Source organism: Pseudoalteromonas sp. US3C1004, from assembly GCF_048401065.1.
Lineage (GTDB): Bacteria > Pseudomonadota > Gammaproteobacteria > Enterobacterales > Alteromonadaceae > Pseudoalteromonas > Pseudoalteromonas undina.
This window is the reverse complement of the sequence record NZ_CP183074.1, coordinates 78973-101159: the sequence shown is the minus strand read 5'-3', so window position 1 is coordinate 101159 and position 22187 is coordinate 78973. Positions and strand designations below refer to the sequence as shown.

The 22187-nt window shown below is 37.2% G+C and carries 18 protein-coding genes and 1 riboswitch; of the genes, 13 read left to right on the top strand and 5 right to left on the bottom strand.

The window, feature by feature from the left end; genetic code table 11:
- Positions 1-177: 177 nt before the first annotated feature.
- On the bottom strand, positions 178-1806 hold the full coding sequence (locus ACNSN3_RS15930) for a sodium:solute symporter (protein ID WP_418609540.1): 1629 nt from the start codon (positions 1804-1806) through the stop codon (positions 178-180).
- Positions 1807-2052: 246 nt separating this feature from the next.
- On the opposite strand from ACNSN3_RS15930, the gene ACNSN3_RS15925 reads away from it, so the two are divergent.
- From ACNSN3_RS15925 to ACNSN3_RS15910, 4 genes are all read left to right on the top strand, one after another.
- On the top strand, positions 2053-2784 hold the full coding sequence (locus ACNSN3_RS15925; protein ID WP_010389180.1) for a FadR/GntR family transcriptional regulator: 732 nt from the start codon (positions 2053-2055) through the stop codon (positions 2782-2784).
- A gap of 40 nt (positions 2785-2824) precedes the next feature.
- Complete coding sequence (locus ACNSN3_RS15920) at positions 2825-3604, top strand: SDR family NAD(P)-dependent oxidoreductase (RefSeq protein WP_033103086.1); 780 nt, start codon at positions 2825-2827, stop codon at positions 3602-3604.
- Between the two features lie 98 nt (positions 3605-3702).
- Entirely contained in the window at positions 3703-4410 is a 708-nt protein-coding gene (locus ACNSN3_RS15915) for a sulfite exporter TauE/SafE family protein (RefSeq protein WP_010389178.1), read from the top strand.
- 39 nt (positions 4411-4449) lie between these two features.
- The gene (locus ACNSN3_RS15910; protein ID WP_054201300.1) at positions 4450-5325 is read left to right on the top strand and encodes an SMP-30/gluconolactonase/LRE family protein; all 876 of its coding nucleotides are present in this window, start codon (positions 4450-4452) and stop codon (positions 5323-5325) included.
- A gap of 4 nt (positions 5326-5329) precedes the next feature.
- Here the strand turns inward: ACNSN3_RS15910 and ACNSN3_RS15905 are convergent, their stop codons facing one another.
- Positions 5330-6757, bottom strand: a complete 1428-nt coding sequence (locus ACNSN3_RS15905) for a diguanylate cyclase domain-containing protein (protein WP_418609536.1) — start codon at positions 6755-6757, stop codon at positions 5330-5332.
- A 223-nt stretch (positions 6758-6980) separates the two neighbouring features.
- Between ACNSN3_RS15905 and ACNSN3_RS15900 the strand changes: the two genes are divergently transcribed.
- On the top strand, positions 6981-7874 hold the full coding sequence (locus ACNSN3_RS15900; protein ID WP_010389173.1) for a cation diffusion facilitator family transporter: 894 nt from the start codon (positions 6981-6983) through the stop codon (positions 7872-7874).
- 41 nt (positions 7875-7915) lie between these two features.
- Here ACNSN3_RS15900 and ACNSN3_RS15895 read toward each other — a convergent pair whose 3' ends face one another.
- Entirely contained in the window at positions 7916-12415 is a 4500-nt protein-coding gene (locus tag ACNSN3_RS15895; protein WP_418609534.1) for an EAL domain-containing protein, read from the bottom strand.
- Positions 12416-12574: 159 nt separating this feature from the next.
- Here ACNSN3_RS15895 and ACNSN3_RS15890 point away from each other — a divergent pair, with 159 nt between their 5' ends.
- The 3 genes from ACNSN3_RS15890 to ACNSN3_RS15880 all read left to right on the top strand — a co-directional run bounded on the left by ACNSN3_RS15890 (position 12575) and on the right by ACNSN3_RS15880 (position 15237).
- A complete protein-coding gene (locus ACNSN3_RS15890) occupies positions 12575-13129 on the top strand; it encodes an isochorismatase family protein (protein WP_054201297.1) in 555 nt (184 codons plus the stop codon).
- A 133-nt stretch (positions 13130-13262) separates the two neighbouring features.
- Complete coding sequence (locus ACNSN3_RS15885; RefSeq protein ID WP_054201296.1) at positions 13263-14729, top strand: methyl-accepting chemotaxis protein; 1467 nt, start codon at positions 13263-13265, stop codon at positions 14727-14729.
- Complete coding sequence (locus ACNSN3_RS15880) at positions 14713-15237, top strand: DUF6436 domain-containing protein (protein WP_010389166.1); 525 nt, start codon at positions 14713-14715, stop codon at positions 15235-15237. The genes ACNSN3_RS15885 and ACNSN3_RS15880 overlap by 17 nt, the downstream gene beginning before the upstream one ends.
- Before the next feature lie 138 nt (positions 15238-15375).
- Here ACNSN3_RS15880 and ACNSN3_RS15875 read toward each other — a convergent pair whose 3' ends face one another.
- On the bottom strand, positions 15376-15936 hold the full coding sequence (locus ACNSN3_RS15875) for a TMEM165/GDT1 family protein (protein ID WP_418609531.1): 561 nt from the start codon (positions 15934-15936) through the stop codon (positions 15376-15378).
- An 84-nt stretch (positions 15937-16020) separates the two neighbouring features.
- Positions 16021-16122: riboswitch (yybP-ykoY riboswitch) on the bottom strand.
- A gap of 178 nt (positions 16123-16300) precedes the next feature.
- Between ACNSN3_RS15875 and ACNSN3_RS15870 the strand changes: the two genes are divergently transcribed.
- Positions 16301-16612, top strand: a complete 312-nt coding sequence (locus ACNSN3_RS15870; protein WP_418609529.1) for a hypothetical protein — start codon at positions 16301-16303, stop codon at positions 16610-16612.
- Between the two features lie 86 nt (positions 16613-16698).
- Here ACNSN3_RS15870 and ACNSN3_RS15865 read toward each other — a convergent pair whose 3' ends face one another.
- Positions 16699-18324: a methyl-accepting chemotaxis protein gene (locus tag ACNSN3_RS15865; RefSeq protein ID WP_075169945.1), complete on the bottom strand. Its 1626-nt coding sequence runs from the start codon at positions 18322-18324 to the stop codon at positions 16699-16701.
- A 506-nt stretch (positions 18325-18830) separates the two neighbouring features.
- Here ACNSN3_RS15865 and ACNSN3_RS15860 point away from each other — a divergent pair.
- From ACNSN3_RS15860 to ACNSN3_RS15845, 4 genes are all read left to right on the top strand, one after another.
- The gene (locus tag ACNSN3_RS15860) at positions 18831-19181 is read left to right on the top strand and encodes a cupin domain-containing protein (protein WP_138570178.1); all 351 of its coding nucleotides are present in this window, start codon (positions 18831-18833) and stop codon (positions 19179-19181) included.
- A 907-nt stretch (positions 19182-20088) separates the two neighbouring features.
- Complete coding sequence (locus tag ACNSN3_RS15855; protein WP_054201291.1) at positions 20089-20505, top strand: VOC family protein; 417 nt, start codon at positions 20089-20091, stop codon at positions 20503-20505.
- A gap of 128 nt (positions 20506-20633) precedes the next feature.
- The gene (locus tag ACNSN3_RS15850; protein ID WP_054201290.1) at positions 20634-21386 is read left to right on the top strand and encodes an SDR family oxidoreductase; all 753 of its coding nucleotides are present in this window, start codon (positions 20634-20636) and stop codon (positions 21384-21386) included.
- A 332-nt stretch (positions 21387-21718) separates the two neighbouring features.
- The gene (locus ACNSN3_RS15845; protein WP_131692155.1) at positions 21719-22186 is read left to right on the top strand and encodes a nuclear transport factor 2 family protein; all 468 of its coding nucleotides are present in this window, start codon (positions 21719-21721) and stop codon (positions 22184-22186) included.
- Position 22187 lies beyond the last annotated feature (1 nt).

The window sequence follows — 22187 nt, the reverse complement described above, 5'->3', positions numbered from 1 at the left end:
TATGGATGCAATTTTAAGCAGAGTGTTCATCATCACCTCTTTATGACTGTTCATTAATTTGCACTGAGGCTAACAACACGAGAGGAAGCTACCTTGCCTAATTAATGAGAGTCCTTATCTGTATGCAAAAAAGGGGTGATAACACCCCCTATAAACGTGGGAACAACTAATTAAGTTTTACCAAAAGCGATAGTAAATAAACGTAGTGATACCGATGATCCCCGCAGTATGAATGTAATCCCACTTATCTAATCCGGCAGCTACTTCTTTTAATGTGGCTTTATCAAGACTTGAGAAGGTTAAACCTTTGAGTTGTTCATTACTGGCAGGTTTTGTGAAAATACTCACTACAATCATCAGCACAACAACCACAACAAATAATAAAATACAGTAGTACAACCAGTTCATATCGGTGATCCACGCAAATGATGAACCAGCTAAATTATCTTTAAATGGCAGTAACACTAAGCGGATCATACCCAGTACAAAACCAGACACTAAACCAGCAAAGCCAGCTGCGGGGGTGATACGTTTACTACATAAACCTAATAAAAATACAGCAGCAATACCTGGCGCGATTAGTGACTGCACGCTTTGCAGGTATTCATAGAGCACATCTGCAATTAAGCTCATTATGGGTATCCATAATAGGCCTAAAATTACAATGGCTACGGTTGCCAAGCGACCTACTTTTAACAGGTGTTTTTCGCTTGATTCAGGTTTGAACTTTTTATAAAAATCGATAGTAAATAAGGTGGCTGATGAGTTAAATAACGAGGCTAACGAGCTCATTAATGCGGCAACTAGGCCACCAATTACGATGCCTTTAACACCTGAGGGGAGTAACTCGGCAACCAAAGTAGGAAACGCTTGATCGGCACTGTCATAGCTAATAATACCTTTTGCTTTTAATGCATAAGCGATCATTCCTGGTACTAAAAAGATGAAAATAGGCAATAACTTTAAGTAACCTGCAAACATAGTACCGCGACGCGCTTCTTTAATACCTTTCGCTGAGAGTACACGTTGTACAATATATTGGTCAGTACACCAATACCAAAAACCAATAATGAATGAACCAAAAATGATGCCCGGCCATGGGAACTCGGTATCTGAGGCGCTACGGATTAAATGCATATTTATATCATTTAAGCGTTCAACCTCTGACCAGCCACCGACTTTATCCAAACCAACAACTAATATAACCACAGAGCCAATGATCAACACAGGGGTTTGTAGCACCGAGGTCCACATTATCGCTTTCATACCACCGAGTACGGTATAGATACCGGTGATCACCACTAAGCCAATAGCGGATATCCAGAAAAAGTCGATGCCCCAAATGCTTTCGATACCTAAAATAGTTTTAAACGCGATACCACCGGCATAAACAGTCACTGCTACTTTGGTGAGTACATAACTGATTAATGAGATAACCGACAAAAAAGTACGTGATTTAGAATTAAAACGACGCTCTAAAAATTCCGGCATAGTATAAACTTTACTACTCCAGTAAAAAGGCACAAACACCCAACCAAGTAATAATATTATCCACGATTGCATTTCCCAATGCGCTAACGCCATGCCTGATTGTGCACCTGCACCAGATAAGCCAACTAAATGCTCAGAGCCAATGTTTGAGGCAAAGATTGACGCACCAATGACTAGCCAACTCGCATTACGCCCGGCTAAAAAATAATCTGTAGTATCTTCTTCTTTTTGTCTCATTGAGACGATGACTACAGCTAAGAGCAAGACAAAGAATCCTGCGAGCACGAGCCAGTCTAATGTACTTAATTCGATCATTTTTGATTCCATTTAAGCCCGAAAGTAACTTTCGGGTAATTTGTGTGTGATAAAAATATTATAATACAAATTTGTTAAATGAAAGAAATTTGTTAAAAATTGATGGTCGTTTTAACTTCTGTGTTTTTATAATTCAGAATTAAAGCAAAGATAAAATAATATGCAGGAAAATTGTAAAATATTTGCCTGATGACGCGGTAAATTTATAGTAGTATCATACAATAAGTATTTTTAAAGGAACTGTTTATGGCACGCATTGAAAATTTAAATTTGTCGCAACAGGTAACCAATGAGTTGGGTAAAGCCATTATTAATGGTCATTATACAGCTGAAACGGGTTTACCAACCGAAGCAAAGTTATGTGAAGAGTATGGCATTAGTCGTACTGCTGTTCGTGAAGCAGTTAAAATGCTTGCAGCAAAAGGTCTTATATCGTCACGTCCTCGTCAAGGAATACGTGTAGAGCCTGCTAATACTTGGAATTTATACGATACCAGCGTTTTAAAATGGCTTCTTGAGAGTAGTCCAACTCTTTATGTGTTAAAAGAGTTTTTACAGGTACGCTTGGCGATAGAACCACAAGCTGCGGCGTTAGCAGCAAAACGAGCAGATAAAGATGCTATTGCAGAGATTGCTGTTGCGCTAGAAAAAATGCAAGCAGCTGCTGATGCACCTGATGGTGAAATTCATGAGGCAGATTTAGCGTTTCATACCGCTATTTTATTTGCTAGCGGAAACCGTTTTTTCTTTCAATTACGTGATTTCATCCGTACGGCATTAAATGTAAGTATTCAACACACAACACCCGCAAAAGGAAGCAAGAAGGCCATTGCTGATGAACACTTTAAAGTGTATCAAGCCATATTAAATGGTGAGGCTGAGCGGGCTAAAAACATGATGACCTACATGATTGATGAAGCAATGTCATTTATTGAAAAAGAAATTGCAGAAAAAGAGTCACAAAACGCATCAAAATAATCACATTTATTAATGAATTATCTTAATACTTAAGGAAATCATGCCAGTCTCAACAACACACACAACAAGTTATCCAAGCCTCGCTGGTAAAAGTGTTTTTATTACCGGCGGTGCAACAGGGATCGGCGAAGTCATGGTAAAACGTTTTTGTGAACAAGGTGCAAAAGTAACCTTTGTTGATATAGCAAAAGAGCAAGGAAGGCAACTATGTGACTCAGTTGCCGGTCAATATTGTTATGACCCTAAGTTCATATATTGTGATATTCGAGAGATAGAACAGTTAAAAGCTGCCATCAAAACGACGGGCAAAACACAAGGGGAGATCAGTGTATTGATAAACAATGCTGCTGACGATACTCGCCATGTTGCCGATAGCATGAGTGTTGAATACTGGGATGATAAGTTAGCCGTTAACTTACGGCCTTGTTTTTTTTCGGCGCAGGCCGTAGCTCCGCAAATGCAACGAATTGGTGGTGGTAGCATTATTAATATGGGCTCAGTGAGCTGGCGTATTAAGCAAACGGGCATGCCGGCTTATACGACCGCTAAAGCAGGAATTGAAGGGTTAACTCGCTCATTAGCTGCGACTTATGGTAAAGATAATATTCGTATTAATACGTTAGTGCCAGGGTGGGTTATGACTGAACGGCAAATAACCCATTGGTTAACTCCCGAAATGATCGAAGATGTAAGACATAATCAATGTATAAATGAAACATTGCAGGCCGATGATATTGTTAATGCGGCTCTTTTCTTAGCCGCAGATGATAGTAAAATGATGACTGCACAATCATTAGTTGTTGATGCCGGTTGGACTTAAAGTTAAAGAAAAAAATTTACCTAACCTCAATCATATTATAATATTAGAATAATCTTTTCTGATAAGTAGTTTAACCCAGTGAATAAGGTAGAAACGCATTGCCCGATATCGTATTAGTTTATTTTATATTAATAATTGGTGCATGCTTACAGTGCGTTATTGGTTTTGGACTAGGGTTATTGTGTGCGCCAATTTTATACTGGCTTATGCCAGAGTTAGTACCCGGACCAATGATTTTAAATGCCTTGTTGATCACTTCTATTCTTGCTATTAAGCATCGCGGTGCAATAGATTTAAAGCACACAGGATATTCAATTTTTGGTGGCGCCGTAGGGGTATTAATTGCTGCGAGTGTTATGTTGCAAGTAGACCCTCATCAGTATCGTATTTTACTTGGGTGTTGTTTATTAATTGCAGTTGGGCTATCGCTCACAGGTTGGTCGCCTAAGCTTACTTTTATCTCTAATGTACTTGCATCACTTGCATCTGGTTTTATTGGCACCACCACATCAGCAGGAGGCGCTCCGATGGGGCTACTCTATCAAGCGCAAAACAAAGATAAAATTAAAGCTAATTTAAGCATCTTCTTTGTGTTTATTAATCTGTTTGGTATTACGGCTTTGCTGGTTACTGGTACAGCAGACTCGAATGACTTACTTCTATTTATTAAATGCCTACCAGCTATTCTAATTGGCTGGGGATTGTCATACTTTCTAAATAATAAAATCAACGAGCAATCTATTCGAATTTTAATTATTGTGGTTGCAACGTTTTCAGGTCTAGCACTGATTTTCTTTCAACGTTAAGATGATGATATTAACTCGCAAGCTGTATTAGGTTAAGTAATGGAAGTTAATTCGGTTAAAATGATTATTCCTTGCCAATGTTTACTAGGTGAAGGACCATATTACAGCGAATCACGGAAATGTTTATTTTGGGTCGATATTTTAGACAAGTTGCTTTACCGTTTTGATCTTCAGCAGCAAACTGTTTCTCGATATCCGATGGAGCAAGCTATTTGTTGGGTTATGGAGACTACGGAACAGCGTTTGATCGCAGGTTTTGAACGCGGTATTTATTACCTTGATAACAGCACATTCCAACCTATAGAGCTTTACTCTCTTTCCAATCTTGCTATAAATAATCGTTTAAATGATGCGAAAACAGATAGAAACGGATATGTGTTTTTTGGCACCATGGATAAATATGAACAACAAAGCACTGGAGCGCTTTATCGTTTTGGTCATCAACAGGCACCAACAATTGTTGACAGTAATTATATGATCAGTAATGGACCTGCAATAAGTAAAAATGGACGCATCTTATATTCAACAGAATCATCCACCAGAACTATCTATCAATTTGATTTAAGTGAACAAGGTGAGCTTAGCAACAAGCGAGAATTTATAAAATTTGACGAGGCAATGGGTTTTCCCGATGGTATGACAGTCGATAATGATAACCACTTATGGGTTGCATCATGGAATGGTTCTGGACTTTATCGTTTCTCACCACAAGGAAAATATGTTCAGTTTTATAAATTACCAGCTCCAAGAGTAACGAGCCTTACCTTTATGGGAGATGATTTAGATACGATAGCCGTAACTACAGCCCGCACTGGTTTAGATAAAGAGGCACTAGAACAGTTTCCTTACAGTGGAGGTCTTTTTATTATCACAGTACCCGTTAAAGGAATAGCAGAAACACCTGCTCATTTATGATTGTTTATTCTTCAAAAGTACATGCTTTATTACGTCCTGAATCTTTTGCTAAATAAAGAGCTTTATCTGCTACTTTTATAAGCGTTTCACTTGTGGATGCTTTAGTTACTAAGCAAGTAGTATATCCTATGCTTATTGTTAGTTTATTACTCACACTTGAATAATCATGTGCAATTTTCAGAGATTTAATTTTTTGCTGTATTAATGTCGTAAAGTGCTCGCATTGCTCTAGCCCAGTGAAGGGTAAAATTATGGCAAACTCTTCGCCTCCGTATCGAGCTGCTAAATCTCCCTCACGCTTACATAAACCGCTTAATGCGCTTGCTACTTGTTTTAATGCGTCATCCCCTTTTTGGTGACCATAATTATCGTTATAGCGTTTGAAAAAGTCGATATCACATATAATTAAGCTAACGGGTTGGTTATGCCTTGCGCAGCGTTTAATTTCACTTTTGAGTGTAGCATCAAAAAAACGGCGATTAGCAATATTAGTTAGCGCATCGGTATTCGCTAATTTATTGAGCTTTATATTGGCGTTAATTAATTGCTGTTGGGTTAACTGTAGCTTTTTTTTATAGTTAATATTTTTAAGTGCATTATTAATGATTTCGCCTACGAGCTTTATTCTAATTAAATCTATTTTGCTCCAATTACGTTTTGTTTTAACACAATCACAACCAATAAAGCCTACTAGCTCTTCATCAAAACGTAGGCCTATGCACAGAACAGATTGAATATTTTGCTCTTTAAATTCAGCTTTTTCAGCGTCGGCTTTTGTTGGTAATTGTTCAATATCATTCACTTGAAATAGATGGCTCTCATTCATTATTTCAAAAAAGTAGGGTAGCTCAACTTTGGGTACATTTTGTAGTCTGTCTTTGCAAGCGATAATACCCGTATTGACCCATTCGTGAGTATTGGTGATAGTTTCGTTGTCGGTGTTGAATTCAAATAAATAACTGCGGTCTGCCTTCAGTACAGTGCCAATGGCTTTAAGGGCAAAGTTAATTTGCTGGTCTATATTGTCATTTTGTATATCAATAAGTTTGGTAGAAATTTTAGAGATAATTTGATCAAAGTTATATTGTTCTGTAATTGTACGATCTTGCTCTAAAGTGATCATAGACACAGAGTCATTAACTATTGAATGATTAACATTTAAAAGCTGCGGCGAAAATTCACACTCTAATAAAACTGCTGTGATATTTGATGAAAATAATTGCTCAATGGTTATCACCGTATCATCATTAAAGTCGCGAAGAGTAATATTATTAAAAACATCGTTACTAACAGCGTCATCACTATTTATATTAAGTAGTGTTTTAGCATGTTGGTTTAACGTGTAGTGATGCGTTTTATTATCATAAGCAATAACGGCTAAATTAATTAGATTAAAAATCTGCCAAATTGTATTGTTTGAGTCATGGCTCACTTGTTTCTCCGCATTAAAATATGAAAACTACCCATATTTATGAATTAATTATTATTTTTGTATCCGCTTAGTTATTTTTAGTACAGTTTTTTGTATTTTACTAAGTTTTTAGTGCGTTTATTTGGCCTACGTATTACAATTGTGATTGTATATCATTACGTATTTCCCAATTTGCTTTATTTCATGAGCTTACTTCGTTTTCAGTAAAGGCCTTTTATATTTCATGACAGAAATAACTACACATCACGCCTCCCGTCGCCGTCTATTAATTGCACTTGCAATTACCTGTTCGTTTATGGTTATTCAGCTTATAGGTGCTTATTATGCTAATTCACTGGCTGTTCTTGCTGATGCAGGCCACTTATTTGTTCATAACAGTTCGCTATTTATAGCACTTATTGCCTCAAGCTTCGCTATTCATCTGGCTAAAACTTACAACGACGGTCACCAAAAAGCTGAATTAATCGGTGGTCTGATCAACGGAATTCTCTATCTAGCCATTAGTTTACTTATTTTGTATGAGGGAGCTGAGCGCTTTATGCATCATAAAGGTGGGCATGAGTTGGTTATAAATAGTTATTTAATGTCGGTGATTGCTGCTATTGGTTTTTTATTTCATGGTGCGGCAGCATGGGTGCTGTATAAAGGCCGTAAGGCTAGTATTAATGTGTATGCGGTATTTTTACATTCGTTTTTTGATTTAATATCAACGGTCTCTACTTTTGCTGCCGGTGTACTCATTTATATAACAGGCTGGAATGTAATTGATATTTTATCGAGTATGTTAATTGCATCATTTGTATTGTTTACGGGTATTAAGGTCATTGTTAGCTGTATCAAAGGGCTGCATTCGAATAAAGCGAAGTTACCTGATGTTGCTGATATCGAAACAGAAATAACGACTATGGAGCATGTAGCAAATGTGCACAATGTGACTGTTGTTCGTAAAAATAAAAAGGTGATAGTGGGGGCTCATGTGGTGTTAAAGCAGCATTGCACTATAGAAAAGCATGATGAAGAGTGTCGCTTAAAAGTAATCAAACTGCTTGCAGATAAATTTAATGTACGTAATAGTGTTCTTCAAATCGAAAGCTATGAATGCAAGCACATACATTAATAAATTAACCTAAAAGCGACTTGGTTAAGCTGTTTTTAGGTTTATATTAAATTAATAATCTTTTCAAAGCATGCAGGGCTCATTAAATCGCTAGCACTCATAGGACGTGCGAAGTAGTAGCCCTGTAGCTTATGACAACCTATGTTCGTTAAAAAATCTAGTTGCTCCCGCGTCTCTACCCCTTCAGCAATACAATATAGCTCTAAGTTTTCAGCAAGCGAGTAAATTGTTTTAATAATCGATTCGTCACCTTTATCTATGCCGATACTATTTACAAAACTTTGGTCAATTTTTATTACGTTAATTGGAAATTGGCTCAAATAAGTGAGTGATGAATAGCCAGTACCAAAATCATCTAGAAACAGCTTAAACCCTGCAGCTTGAAGACTTTTAAGTTGTTTAGCTGCTTTGTGCTTATCTTCTAACAGCGTGTTTTCTGTAATTTCAAGACGTATTTGCTGTGGCTTGATGTTGGCTTTTTCAAGTATAGCGCTCAGTCGCTGGGTTATATTAGCCTTTAAAATATGTTTTGGTGATACATTTAACGAAATATAAAACAGTGGGTTAACGCTAAGAATAGGCGCAAGCTCTGTAATTGCACGTTGCAATGCTTGCTCAGTAAGCATATCAATTAAGCCTGTTTCTTCTGCTACCGGTATAAATAAAGCCGGAGAGATTAGTTTTCCTTGGTTTTCCCAGCGCATCAATAATTCAACACCACTTATTGTTTTATCTTTTGTATTAACTACTGGCTGGTAATGGTTAAAAAACTGATTATCTTTTGCTGCGTCTTTTAAGTCATTTTCAAGGATAAGCTTTTGTTTGATTTGCTCATTCATTTTTTCATTAAAGAACTGAAATCCATTTCGCCCTGCTTGTTTTGCATGCATCATAGCGATATCTGCATTACGTATTAAGGCATCTGTTGAGTTTGCATCATGGGGGTACAAGGCAATACCAATGCTGGCAGATATATTAATAGAAAAGTCTTCAATAATAACTTTACTTGCCAGCTCACTACTCATTTCGTTAAGTGTATGCTGCAGTGAAGACATAGAAGTAATGTTCTCGATTAATACTAAAAATTCATCACCACTTTGACGGCCAAAGGTCGCATGGTCGCCCAGATATAAGCCAACTCGCTCGGTAATGTTGCACAGTAATTTATCGCCCACGGCATGTCCAAACGAATCATTTACAGGTTTGAACTTATCTAAATCTATAAATATAACCGCACATTGCAAGTCGTTTTTAGCGGCTTTTGTAATGGCATTTTCAATTTTTTGATTCATTAAACTACGATTAGGTAGCCCGGTTAACGCATCATAGTTGGCCAAATAACGTAGCTCATTCTCAGCACGCTTTTGTTCGGTTAAATCTGTTATAACAATAACATAATAGCCAACTTTACCTTCTTCATTAGCGACAGCTGTGGCACTTAAATGAATAGGATGCTGCTGTGCTTTTGTAGTATTAACATAGGCATTTGTTCGCCAATTCTCTTTGGGTTGCAGTGCCTTTAATGTGGCTGCAAATTCTTTACATTTGGTTTGCCCAATGGCTTTGATAAATAGCTCTGAGGTAACAGCTCCCTCATCACCATCATCAGAAAATACCTCCATAAAGCTATTATTAGCTGAAAAAGGCATTAGATTTTCGTCTAGGATAAGTAAAAAGTCATTGATTTGGCTAAATGCTTCACCGAGTATTTTTGCTTGCTGTTCGTTTGCTAACTGCTCAGTAATATTAGTAAAAATACCAGATACATATTCAGGCTTTTTAGTGTCTTGATTATAAATAATTTGCCCTAAGTCATGAAACCACAACCAATGACCATCTTTATGGCGTAACCGGTAAGTCGCTTGCCAGTCTTGCGACTGAGTCTGTTTTATAAATGTATCCCACTTGCTTTGTATTCTGCGGCGCTCATCAGGATGCATAATATTAAAAAAGCTTTGTATATTAATGCGCTCAGGCAAGTCTTCAAAGCCTAACTCCATACCTCTAGCTGTGTTTACAGTATTGTCTGCAAAGCTATAGTTCCAAACACCACTTTTATTGCTTTTTAGTGCGAGCTCAGTTTGAGTTTTAGAGTGAATAGCTGCACGGTGGGCGCGCTCAATTGCTATTTTACGGCTACGGTATTGCCAAAAAAATAAAAACAGAATTATGGTCACAGCAAGGAAGTAGCATGCATAAGCGAGAGGAGACTGCCAAGGTGCATAGGCGACGCTAAATTTAAGCCTTACAGGTTCGCTAGTAACGACTCCATTACGCTGCTGAGTTGATACTGATAATACATAATCACCAGGTTGTAATTTAGTAAAAAACACCTGGTTAGATTTTAAATCGTTATAGCTCAATGATGAGGGGCCAGTAAGCTCTACTCGGTAGAAGGTCTTACTTATATTTTTATAGTCAAAATTAGAAAACCGAACCGTTAACCCCATATCATCATGCTTTAGTTTTAACGGTTCATTACGATATTTTTCAGGTGTATAATTGAGCGTCTCTGAAAATAAATTGATATTGGTAATTGCTAACTTGCTTTGGGTGTTTTGTTGTTTACTCTTAAATTGATCGGGGTCAAACTGAAGTACACCGCTACGATTACCAAACACGAGTTCATTATTTTGCAATTTAAGTGCTGCAAGTGCAGTAAAATGATTGCTACTTAGGCCATCTTTTATTGTATAAGTTGTTACGTTTAATGAATCTAAATTAAGTTTATACAGTCCGTTGTCAGAACTAACCCATAAAAAATCATTATCATCGGCAATAAGCTCAAAAATAGAGTTAGTATTTAATGAATTGTTTTTATTAAAAGTATGAACTTGCTCGTATGTTTCAGCGTTAACGGCAATTAAGCCTTCTTGTGTTGTAGCTAACCACAGTAGTTCTCGTTTTGCATCGTAGTAATAATTCTCGACCGTATGGTACAGGTTCTTTTTTGCCGTTTTAGATTTAAAAATAGCAGTTAAAGTGCCCGTTGCTTCGTTATACCTATAAAAAGTGTCAGAGGTACTTAAAAGTAGCTCGCCAGGGAACATCGTTGAAGGGGTATGGAATGCGTAAGCTTGTAAGGGCGATACAAGCTCTTTTAAGCCTTTTATAACTCTATTTTCACCAGAGTTACCGTCAAATATATAAAAGTTATCATTATTGATATAAGCAAACTTATCGGGCGCTACCTGAGTAATACCAAATAAATAGTCAGTATTTAGATTATGCTCGGTGATAAATTTGTTTTGTTCAAATGTTCCCGTTTCTTTGTTAAAAAGCTCGAGTCCAAAAAAAGTAGCTAGCCAAAGATAGTTCTCACCTTTATTGTTGGCAGGAAAAATATCACCAATTGCAGATAAACCATAAGCTGCTTTATTATCTTTAGATTGTAAAAATAAATCACTCGTTTTCGTTTTTGAGTTATAACGAACAAGTCCATCATCAGTGCCTATCCAGAGCAATTGCTGCGTATCTTGATATATAACATTTACAATATTATTTTCAGGCAGTGTAATTCTTTTAAACTTCTTAGTTTGTGCTGCCCACGTTAATACCCCGTGAGTTCGTGAGCCAAGCCATAACAAACCGGATTCATCAAACATAATATCGTTGATGGTGTTTTCTGTAATGTTGTAGCTACTATCTTTGAAGTTTAAAATAGCAGTGAGCTTTAAGGTTGCTCTATCAAACTCAAATAAACCACTTTCTGTAGCAATAAACTCACCATAGGGTGTGTTGACATAATCCCAAATATTATAGTCACTAATAAGTGTTGATACTGCAGTAGGATTTATATTTTTATTTTCATCAAAAGCAATCCGATACATTCCCTCAACCGTACCAACTAGCAACCCAAATTCTTGGTCTACTGATAAAAATTTTACGTTGTTACTATCGTTAGTAACTTTTTGTGTGTCGCTAAGTGTTGTTTGTTGGAGTTCGTTATTGATAAAACTGTAGTTATACAGGCCCTGATCGGAACCTATATATAAGGTGTTTTGATAAAGTGACAATGCACGGATAAACATATTTTCATCAGGCAAAGATGCGACGAGTGTTAATTGTTTTGATTTTTTATCAAACCGGTATACGTGCGAATCAATAGAAAAATAAAAGTGTGTAAGCTCCTCAACCACTGCAATAACGGGAGAGTATTTTTCTTGGTCTTGGTTTAAATGACCTGAGTATATTTGTTTAGCCTTTAAGCTACTTGGATCAATTAAATAGCTACCTGCAAGTTGTGTGCTTACAAGTATGCTACCGTTATTGGTTTTGTACATATTAATAATGTAGTTGTTTTTTAAATCTGTTTGGTTTTCGTAAGGCGTAACTTGATAGCCGTCGAACCGAAATAGCCCCTGTGTAGTTGCAATCCACACATAGCCAATATCATCTTGGACAGATTTTACAACAAAGCTTTGCGCCAATTGTTCGTTTTTGGATACGCGTTGTAATTGTTCAGAGTAAGTTTGTGAGGCAAAGCTCTGCTGCATGCAAACTAATAAAAATATGTAAACAACGAAGAAAAACTTACTCAAAAGCACTTACCTTTTTTAATTGCCAAGGTTGGTATTTAGAATTGCTGTAATATAACATGAGTTTAATTTAAAAATTACAAAAAGCACTATAAGTGTGAATTAATTGTTGCCCGCTTGTGGGTGTTAAAAGTCAATTTAACTAAAATGAAAGGACTACAAATGAATTTTAGAGAAAATATCAACTCAGAGCACAGCGTACTTTTAGTAATCGACTTACAAAGCAAACTAGCACCAGCTATATCTTCATTTAATACGACCTTAGAGTGTGCTTTACAGCTTGCAAATGCAAGTGCTATTCATCAAATTCCTTCAATAATTACAGAGCATTATAAAAAAGGACTAGGTGAAAGTGATGAGAAAATTAAGCAAGCTTTACCAAACGCGCAATATATCGAAAAAATAAATTTTAGTGCCTGCGCCGAAGAGGGGTTTTTAGATACTCTTTCGCAATTACAGCGCCCTCATGTGGTTGTTATTGGTACAGAAGCACATGTTTGTGTATTACAAACCTGTTTAGATTTACTACAACAAGGTTATGCAGTAACTGTTGCTACAGATGCAATAGCCTCAAGAAATGCAGATCATAAAGCCATTGCGGTTGAGCAGCTTCGTCAAGCCGGTGCAGTAGTATCATGTGCAGAGACAATAATATTTCAATGGACAAAAAAAGCAGGGACGTCTACTTTTAAACAAATACTATCAATTGTTAAGTAGCGCATTAAAAACATTTTTAAATCAACCTGAATTAGTAATGCTGGGCTTGATTTAAAATAAAAAATTGCGAGTTGTTAAGGGTTATATTAGCAATAAGCGTGTTTAATTTATTACAAAATTAATTAAGGTTTTTATGTCTAGTGTGAGCCGATTGTTTACAATCATATTCTGTTTATTGTTTGTCGAGTCTATTGGTATAGGCCTTTATTTTGATACATTAACAGAGGCGTTTTTGGTCGGCTTGCCCCTGTGCTTGCTCCCTATATGGTTATTAAAAACCCAACCTGAGAATAAAATTACACCGCACGTGGTAGCTGCCGCTATTATGATGTTTTCATTTTTGCATATTCAACAAGCTTATGGGCTTATTGAAGTGCATTTTGAAATATTTATTTTCTTAGCCATGTTAATAATGTTTGTTGAGTGGCGAGTATTTATTACGGCGATTGTATTTGTTGCTGTTCATCATTTATCTTTTTACTATTTACAAACGCAAAACACGGGGTTTTATGTATTTGACCCCGACCGACTCGCTTTTTCAACTGTGCTTATTCACGCAGCTTATGCCATTGTAGAAGCCCTTGTTGCTGGTTTTATTGCAGTAACATTACAACGCGAACGTCGTGCAGGTTTGTCGTTAAGCCATGCCACTGAGCAAATAATGCAAGATCCAGAGCAAGTAAAGCTCTCAATGCGAGCTGATGATACCAATAGCAGTGCAGTAGTAGGCTTTAACACGCTACTAGAATACTTGTCGGATGTTATAAAACAGGTTCAAACTCAATCCGATTCATTAAAAAATAATTCTCAAGAACTTATAAATGTGCATGATGAGCTGGCAGACAGTGCTAAGCACCGAAATATACAAACCGATGATATTGCCAATTCAGGTTCACAAGTAGCCCACGGTTTTAAACTGGTTGAGCAAGAGAGTGATATTTTAAAGCAGCAAGTTAGCAATATCACCGATTCTGCTCATGTAGCTTTGCAAGAAGTATTACAAACAGACAGTAAGAGCAAGGAGTTGCTCACATTACTAACCAATACAGAAGAGCAGCTAAGTCATTTGGTGGCAGCTGGTGATGTAATTACAGGTTTGTTGAATGAAATATCAGGTATAGCGGATCAAACTAACTTGCTAGCACTCAATGCTGCAATTGAAGCAGCCAGAGCGGGCGAGCATGGTCGTGGTTTTGCTGTCGTTGCAGATGAGGTTCGTTCTTTAGCGAATAACAGCCAGAAAACAACAGCAAAAATAGCATCTACGTTAACAGATTTAGTGAATAACAGCCGCACTTCAACACAATCTATGAATCAATGTGTTGATTTTGTTGTAGATCTTACGAAAATTAGTGCCACTATGAAAGAGAATATCTCGTCAATGAGCGAGCAGATACAGGCTGTATCCACAAGCTCTAATTCGGTTGCACAAGTAGTTGCTGAGCAGGCAGGCAATACCGAGCAAATTGCAATAAGCACAGATCAAATGCGTCAACGCCAACAAGAAGACGGAAAAATTGTTGATCAACTTACCGCCAAGGTACAAATGATTGATGTGAGTATTGATGTGTTAGAGCAAAGCATTGCAAAATTTAACTAATAAGCGCTATTTTATTGTTGCTTTAATTGGTGTGTGGCTTGTCGTTGTTGTTTCGGGTTTAGTGTATTTTCAACTTGGCCAATTAAAGCCTTTTGATGAAAATAAAATGCTGGAACGACACAATTGGTTTTCGCAATTTAAAGAACAGGTGGTTTGGCAAAACAAAGATAGTGCTCAACTACTTATTATTACAGAAGATAAATGTGGATGTACTATACAAGCTAAACCACACCTATCATCTTTACAGCGGTTTGCGAAAAATCAGGGCGTTGAGGTACAAACATTTAAACTCAATAGCCAACTAAAGTCAGTGGTTCCGGCTACACCAGCCGCGGTTTTAATTGATAAAAATGGTGAGTTTGTTTATGCAGGGCCTTTATCTGAAGGGCTGGCATGCTCTCAAGGTAGCGGGTTTGTAGAGATCATGATAAGTAATCTACAAGCTGGTTTTAACTCATCATTGTTAATTGCCGATACAAAAGGGTGTTATTGCATTAACCGAGCATAATAGCTCGCTTATTTCTATTTATGATATGTGCTAATGCTTTTTTAACGCTTACCTACTTTAGGTAAGCGTTTTTTGTTGTAAATGACTTAACCTGAACGCTGACTAAAAGACTTATTATCCAAAATACAGGTTACTTAATTACATAATGGTTACTAAGCCATAAACACCAAGTAATACAAACACAGTGGCTGCTATCGCTCTTACGGTATTTAATGGAATTCTTTTTAGTAACGCCTTACCGGCATAAATAACAGGGACATTGGCAATTAACATGCCTACTGTAGTACCCAGCGTAACCCAAAGTACTGATTGATATTGTGCACCGAGTAACACGGTTGCAATTTGTGTTTTGTCCCCAATTTCAGCAATAAAAAATAAGATTAAGGCCACTAAAAATGCACCATAGCGGTCGTATTTATGGCTCACATCTTCATCTTTATCTGGAATAAGTAGCCACAGCCCTACCACAATAAAGCTTATATTGACTATCCAAGGTAAGTATTCGACGGCAAAGTTCCCGCTTAGCCAATCACCAAACCATGCAGATAAACCATGATTAATAATAGTAGCAGCGAGAATGCCTAAAATAAGTGCAATTTTATTATGAAAGCGAGCAGCTAATAGTAAAGATAAAAGCTGGGTTTTATCGCCTATTTCAGCAAGGGCAACAGTGACGGTAGAGGTTAAAAAAATATCCATTAATATAATCTTCAGGCGGGAATACTAAACCAAGGCAAACAGCTATCTCCCGCCATGAGGATAGTGTCTACCTAGGTCTCGCCGATAACGCTTGCTACAACATTACAAACTTACCATGCACATGAGGTGCAATTATGTTGATAAGTTTACTCATTACTGAGCGGGCTACTCCCCTAAGAGGGCAGCGATTATTCCACAAAGTTTAAAGCAGGTAAATATATGCGGGTAACTTTTAAATTTAAAAGGTGGCTTTGTGGCGTTAGTGCACAAATAAACTTGCTTTTGGCTATCAAGTTAGCTGTAATAATAAACAGAAGGAAGTTGAACAATTTGAAATTATATGCACGTGTAAAGGAATTTAAATATGCAATCAACAATTGTTAAATCAACTACGGCAACCATTCAAAATGGAGTCATGAAAGCGGACGGAAAGTTTTGGATTACGCAAACCGACTTAAATTTTGAACCTTTTAATGAAAAGTTAGGGTTAGAACCATATACAATTGCCCGTGATACAATTTTAAAAGTGGTTGAATGTAAAGGTAAAGGCGCAGGCCTTATTCCAATAACGGCTGATGCAATAGAGGTTTTCACGCAAGATGGCAGCTCATATCAGTTTATACTTTCAAACCCCAGTGATTGGATAACTATATTGTCTAATAAAACTAGCGCTTAAAGTAACCAATTTGCCATCATTTAAATGATGGCATATAAGGTTTTTATTTAAAGTATAAGCGCTAATATGCCTCAAAATTAAAGCACCTAAACTTTAAATACATTAACTTGTCCTTGTAGCATTGCCGCAAGCTGTGCGAGTTCTTGCGAAGCTTGAGCATTTTGTTGTGAGCTTTCGCTAACAGAAGTAATACTCGCGCTAAACTCATTAATATTGCTGCTTAGTTCATTTGCGACCATTTTTTGCTCCTGAGTTGCGGTTGATATTTGAGTATTCATATCTGCAATTTCGGTAACTTCTTGGTTAATTTCGCTGAGTACCTGTGAAGAATAATTAGCATGGTCGACACTCTCTTTAGCGCTGCTTTCAGCGTTACCCATCGCATTAACAGCTTGCTGAGCCATGCCTTGTAGTTTTGTGATCATTTCATTAATGCTAGCGGTTGCTTTTTGAGTATTGTGAGCAAGTTGTCTTACCTCATCGGCTACAACGGCAAAACCTCGACCTGAGTCGCCAGCTCTTGCTGCTTCAATGGCTGCGTTTAAGGCTAACAAGTTAGTTTGCTCAGCAACACTTTGGATCATCATCACAACTTGGTTTATATCATTGGTTTGTGTATTTAGATCTGTAATAAGCTGCGTATTTGTATTAACCAAAGTTGAAAGTGTATTTATTGACTCGATATTATCAGCAACAGCTTGCTGACCTTGGCCTGCTTTTATATCAGCACTTGTGGCTTTATCAGAGGTTATTTGCGCGTTTTGAGCAACTTGTTCTATTGCACTACTCATTTGGGTAATTGCAGTTGCAATCATAGCTGATTGTTGCTCTTGCTGGGTTGCTGTACTGGCTACTTGAATACTAATAGAGTTCATTTCTTCAGCTGCCGAAGCAAGTGTTAGTGTTGCGCCTGCCATATCTTTTACTAAACCTTGGATCCGAAGTAACATATCATTAAAGTTAGATGCGGTATCTGCAATCTCATCTTTACCCTGAACCTTAGCACGAGCTGTTAAATCAGCATTGGTTGCAATATCCGTTATGGTATCGCGTAATGACATTAATGGGTTTTGTATCGAGCAGTAAATAAAGTAGGCAACAATCAGTAGAAGTAAAATTAATATCGCGATTGTCACACTCATTATAAATTTTATAAATTGATAATTTTCATCAGCTTTAACTCTAAAGTCACTCGCTTCTTTAAGCTGCAAATCAATCAAAGCCTGGTAACTGGCACTAAGCGGATCAAAGAGTTGGTAAAGCTCATAAACAAATTGATTTTGTGGTAGTGATAAAAATTCACCACTATTAATACTTACAATTAAATTATTCAAATGCACGAGCACAGGCTTTAGTTTATTTTCAACGTTATCTACCAAGCGCTTTTCTTCAGCTGTTAACTGTGTGCTTAAGTAAGCTTTCCATTCATTATCAGCCGTATTTCTAGCCTCATTAACATTTGCTAAGAGTTCTGACTTGGTAATAGAGTCAGCACGATACTTGTGAAGTAAATCAACAATATTTACAGCGTAATTATCTGACACATGTTTAATTTGTTTAAGTGGTACGACACGGTCGTCGTATAAACTATCAATCCCTGCTACTAACCTTCCCATTGTGTTTATTGAAAAAAACGATGTAATTAAAAAAATCATAATTGGTAGCAATGCAAGCACTGCTAAACGGGTACGCACAGAATAATTGTTTAACATAGTTGTCCAAAATTACAGCAATAATAAAAAAGTATAATCTGGAAAAAAAATTTTACTGAATTTTTATAAAAAATTATTTAGCTTAATAACTCTTATGTGTTTTAAGTTATTAACGACTGGTTCATCTAAAAAGGCTTTTACTCGCATAGTCTAATCAATTTTAATTATTGTTACTGTAAATAGAAGGAAAGGTAAGCTTGCCATTGTTTGATAGATGCTAAGCAAATTTTGTTGTGATTGAAGTGCCGCTTAGAGCGATAACCGATTTTTCAGGTGAGCCGTCATTAACCGAGTAAGAATAAGTGGAAACGTTCCTTTTTTTACATGTTTATATAAACTACAGAAAGCATAATGTTTATATTTGGCAATAGCTTACAATATTTGCTATTAATATAAGTTCATAAAATAAGGACTTTTCGCGCCATTATAGGGAAAGTACCCTCTGATAAAGTTGTTATGGCGCTCAGTTGAACTGTGGAAAATAATCAAAAAGGAATTCGGAAAAGATGATACGTAATTTCTACACTTGCGATAAAGAAGTCGACGAAAATAGCCATGATGGACAAGGTTCAATAGATATCTATCGTGCATTCAGACGTAAAGATTTCGATGGTGCTTGGGATTTTGCCATCCGTGTCGTTATGCCACCTGGAAGTTCTATGGGAGAGCATTCTCACGGAGATGACGAAGAAATGTACATTATTTTGAAAGGTGAAGGCACTATGACCATTGAAGGAGAGGACAGAAAAGTGGCCTCAGGAGATATGATAGTTAATAAACGTTTTGGCACCCATGGTTTGGTTAATACATCGGACCATGAAATTGAGTTACTGATAATCCAAGCAAGTCTAAAGTAAATCGCCATAACAAAGCGTTAAGGCGGATTCACAACACTTGGCGATCTCAGTTCAAGTTTAATTTAGTGTTTAAGATATAGTGGGTTAGGTATGGTGGTTGGCGTTCTTCACCACTTAACGCAGCGTTAGGCAGACAATCCAAAAAAATGAGTAATTAATGACCCAAAGACTAACAATTGTTTATCAACTTACTTCATGGGGTTGCACTGTATTAGCTTGGACCAACGGCGCTATTCTTTTGTGTGATGGCTTTGCTAATGCGGAGTATCGGGTCCTCACTTTCGCGGTCGCACTGCTTTTTGGAGTGATCGGTGGCATCGTTTTTGGGGTGGAAAGAAGTTTGAGTCAAATCTACCGATGTTCCGATAAGACTTCCGAAGAGCAGGCGGGGTCAAAAACTACCAGAGCTTGGACATTGCTCTATGTGTGTCTTGTTTTCGGAGTGCTTCTTATAGGTGTGGTAATGGCAATAGGCTTAGTCGCTATCATCGGAAGGTTGCAAACTGGATTCCATACCTTCGGATGAGTACTAATACAGATGTGTTCGATGTAGACTTCCCAGCTTTTACTAGACACTGGCTTATAATCTTAAAGTATAAAACGGGAGTAAACTTCCGTTTCTAGGGCTTCAAAGGTAGTTATCGGAAATATATTCTGTTTTTTGAAAGCGTTAACCTAGATAGCTGTATGAGCAATTTTTCGGGGTCTTATTTGAGCGAGAGGCGGTCATTTAAGAATTTTTATGTCTGAAGTCAATATTTGACCCCATTGGCTTTTTCGTTTTTACAATTTTATGGTTGATAATCGTTTGCCAGTAAAAATGACTGACGACAGTGAGCGCTTTTTGAGGAAAGGATCCCTGACTAGGCTGTTATACTAAAGGTTGAAATCTTCAAAAAGGAATACTATGAAACAGAATATTGTCCATATCGCTTTAGTTGTAAAAGATTATGATGAAGCAATTGATTTTTATGTAAACAAACTCAAATTTGAACTTATTGAAGATACTCATCAACCTGAACAAGACAAACGTTGGGTGGTTGTAGCTCCACCAAATTCTCATGGTGTTACGTTATTACTTGCTAGAGCTTCGAAGCCAGAGCAGCATGACTTCATTGGTAATCAATCAGGCGGCCGAGTATTCCTGTTCCTAAATACTGATGACTTCTGGCGTGACTTTAATCGTATGAAATCGATTGGTATTAACTTCGTCCGCGAACCAACAGAAGAAGACTATGGCACGGTAGCTGTTTTTGAAGACTTGTATGGGAATTTGTGGGATCTTCTTCAATTAAACCCAAGCCATCCAATGGCGAAAAGGTAGAATAACAGACGCCTCGGTAGGGGCAGCCAATGCGTGATATGTTTATCATACGTTGGTTCTAGGTGGTAACGGTGTTATGTGGAAGCGGGCGTTATGCATTGCCCTAACTCAAGTGAACAAGGGTATTTATGAGCTCTCAAAAAGTAGCAATAATTACAGGAGCTGGACGTGGAATTGGAGCTGCAACAGCACTACTATTTGCTAGTAAAGGTTATGCTGTATGTATCAACTATAAATCAAATTTAAAATCAGCTAATAAACTAGCAGAAACAATAATCGCACAAGGTGGTAAGTGCATTACTGTGCAAGCTGATGTCTCTTGCGAAAATGACGTAACTCGAATGTTTTCAACTGTGGATAAAGAGTTAGGTAAGCTTACAATATTAGTAAATAATGCTGGTATCTTAAAAAAGCAATCACGTTTAGAGGATATGACTGCTGACAGAATAAATTCAATACTCATAAACAATGTCACTAGTTACTTTTTATGCAGTCGAGAGGCTGTAAAGCGCATGTCTACTCGCAATGGTGGTTTTGGCGGTGTTATTGTTAATGTGTCTTCAGGAGCATCTCGTTCTGGTTCTCCCAATGAATATATTGATTATGCAGCATCGAAAGGAGCAATTGATACGTTAACTAAAGGTTTATCCTTAGAGGTTGCAGCTGAAGGTATTCGTGTGAATTGCGTACGACCAGGATTAATTCACACTGATATGCATACCGATGGTGGGGAGCCTGAACGTATCGAAAGATTAAAAAATATCATTCCACTTAAAAGAGGCGGGGAACCTGAAGAGGTTGCCGAAGCTATCTATTGGCTAGCTTCAGAAAAGTCGTCATTCTCGACAGGAAATTTCTTGGACCTAGCTGGTGGCTTATAGTGGATACAAGCAATTAATTTTCTAAAACTGTCCGCTCATGGCATTTTTGCAAAGTTCGGCTTAGAGCGAAAACTAGTCATTGAGATTGGATAAATATAATAGTCAATTGAGTCGTCAAACGGTTCTTTGCGCATATATTCATGAAAATGAGCGCTGCGCGCATATTGGTTCATTTAACTCTACCTAAAAATTTTAGAAAACGTAGTGATAGTAATGTCTTAGGTTATTTGCTAAAACTATATAAAGTAGGTAAATGAGCGTTAAGTCGGCAGAAATATGCGCGATGAGCGCACTATTAAATTGTTATGTGAATCTCACGGTAAGGAGTACCAATGAACAAATATATTTCAATTCTAGCTATTTCAATCTCTCTAATTTCAACCATTGCTTTTGCGAGTGATGATAAATTTGATTATGAGAATTTTGTTAAGCAATACCATCAAGCAATGACTAATACACAACAACCAGGAGCATCTAAAGAAGACTTAGAGATTTACTTGTCATTCTTAACTGATGATGTTGGTAATCAACATTTTCCTAATGCGCCAGATGACTCAAGAGAGCCTGATGGTAAAAAATTAATGCGTGAAGGTATGTCTCGATATCTAGGTGTTCATACCGATTATAAAGCAAAAATTCTTGAGTATATTGTTGGTTATAATTCCATAGCACTTAAACATACTTTCTCCGCTACAGGCTTACGTTCAGACGGCTCAGAGTTTAGCTATAACAAAGTGGTACTAGATGTTCTTGAGTTAGAAAATGGTAAAGTATCCGTAATTCGCAGGTACGGTAAATAAT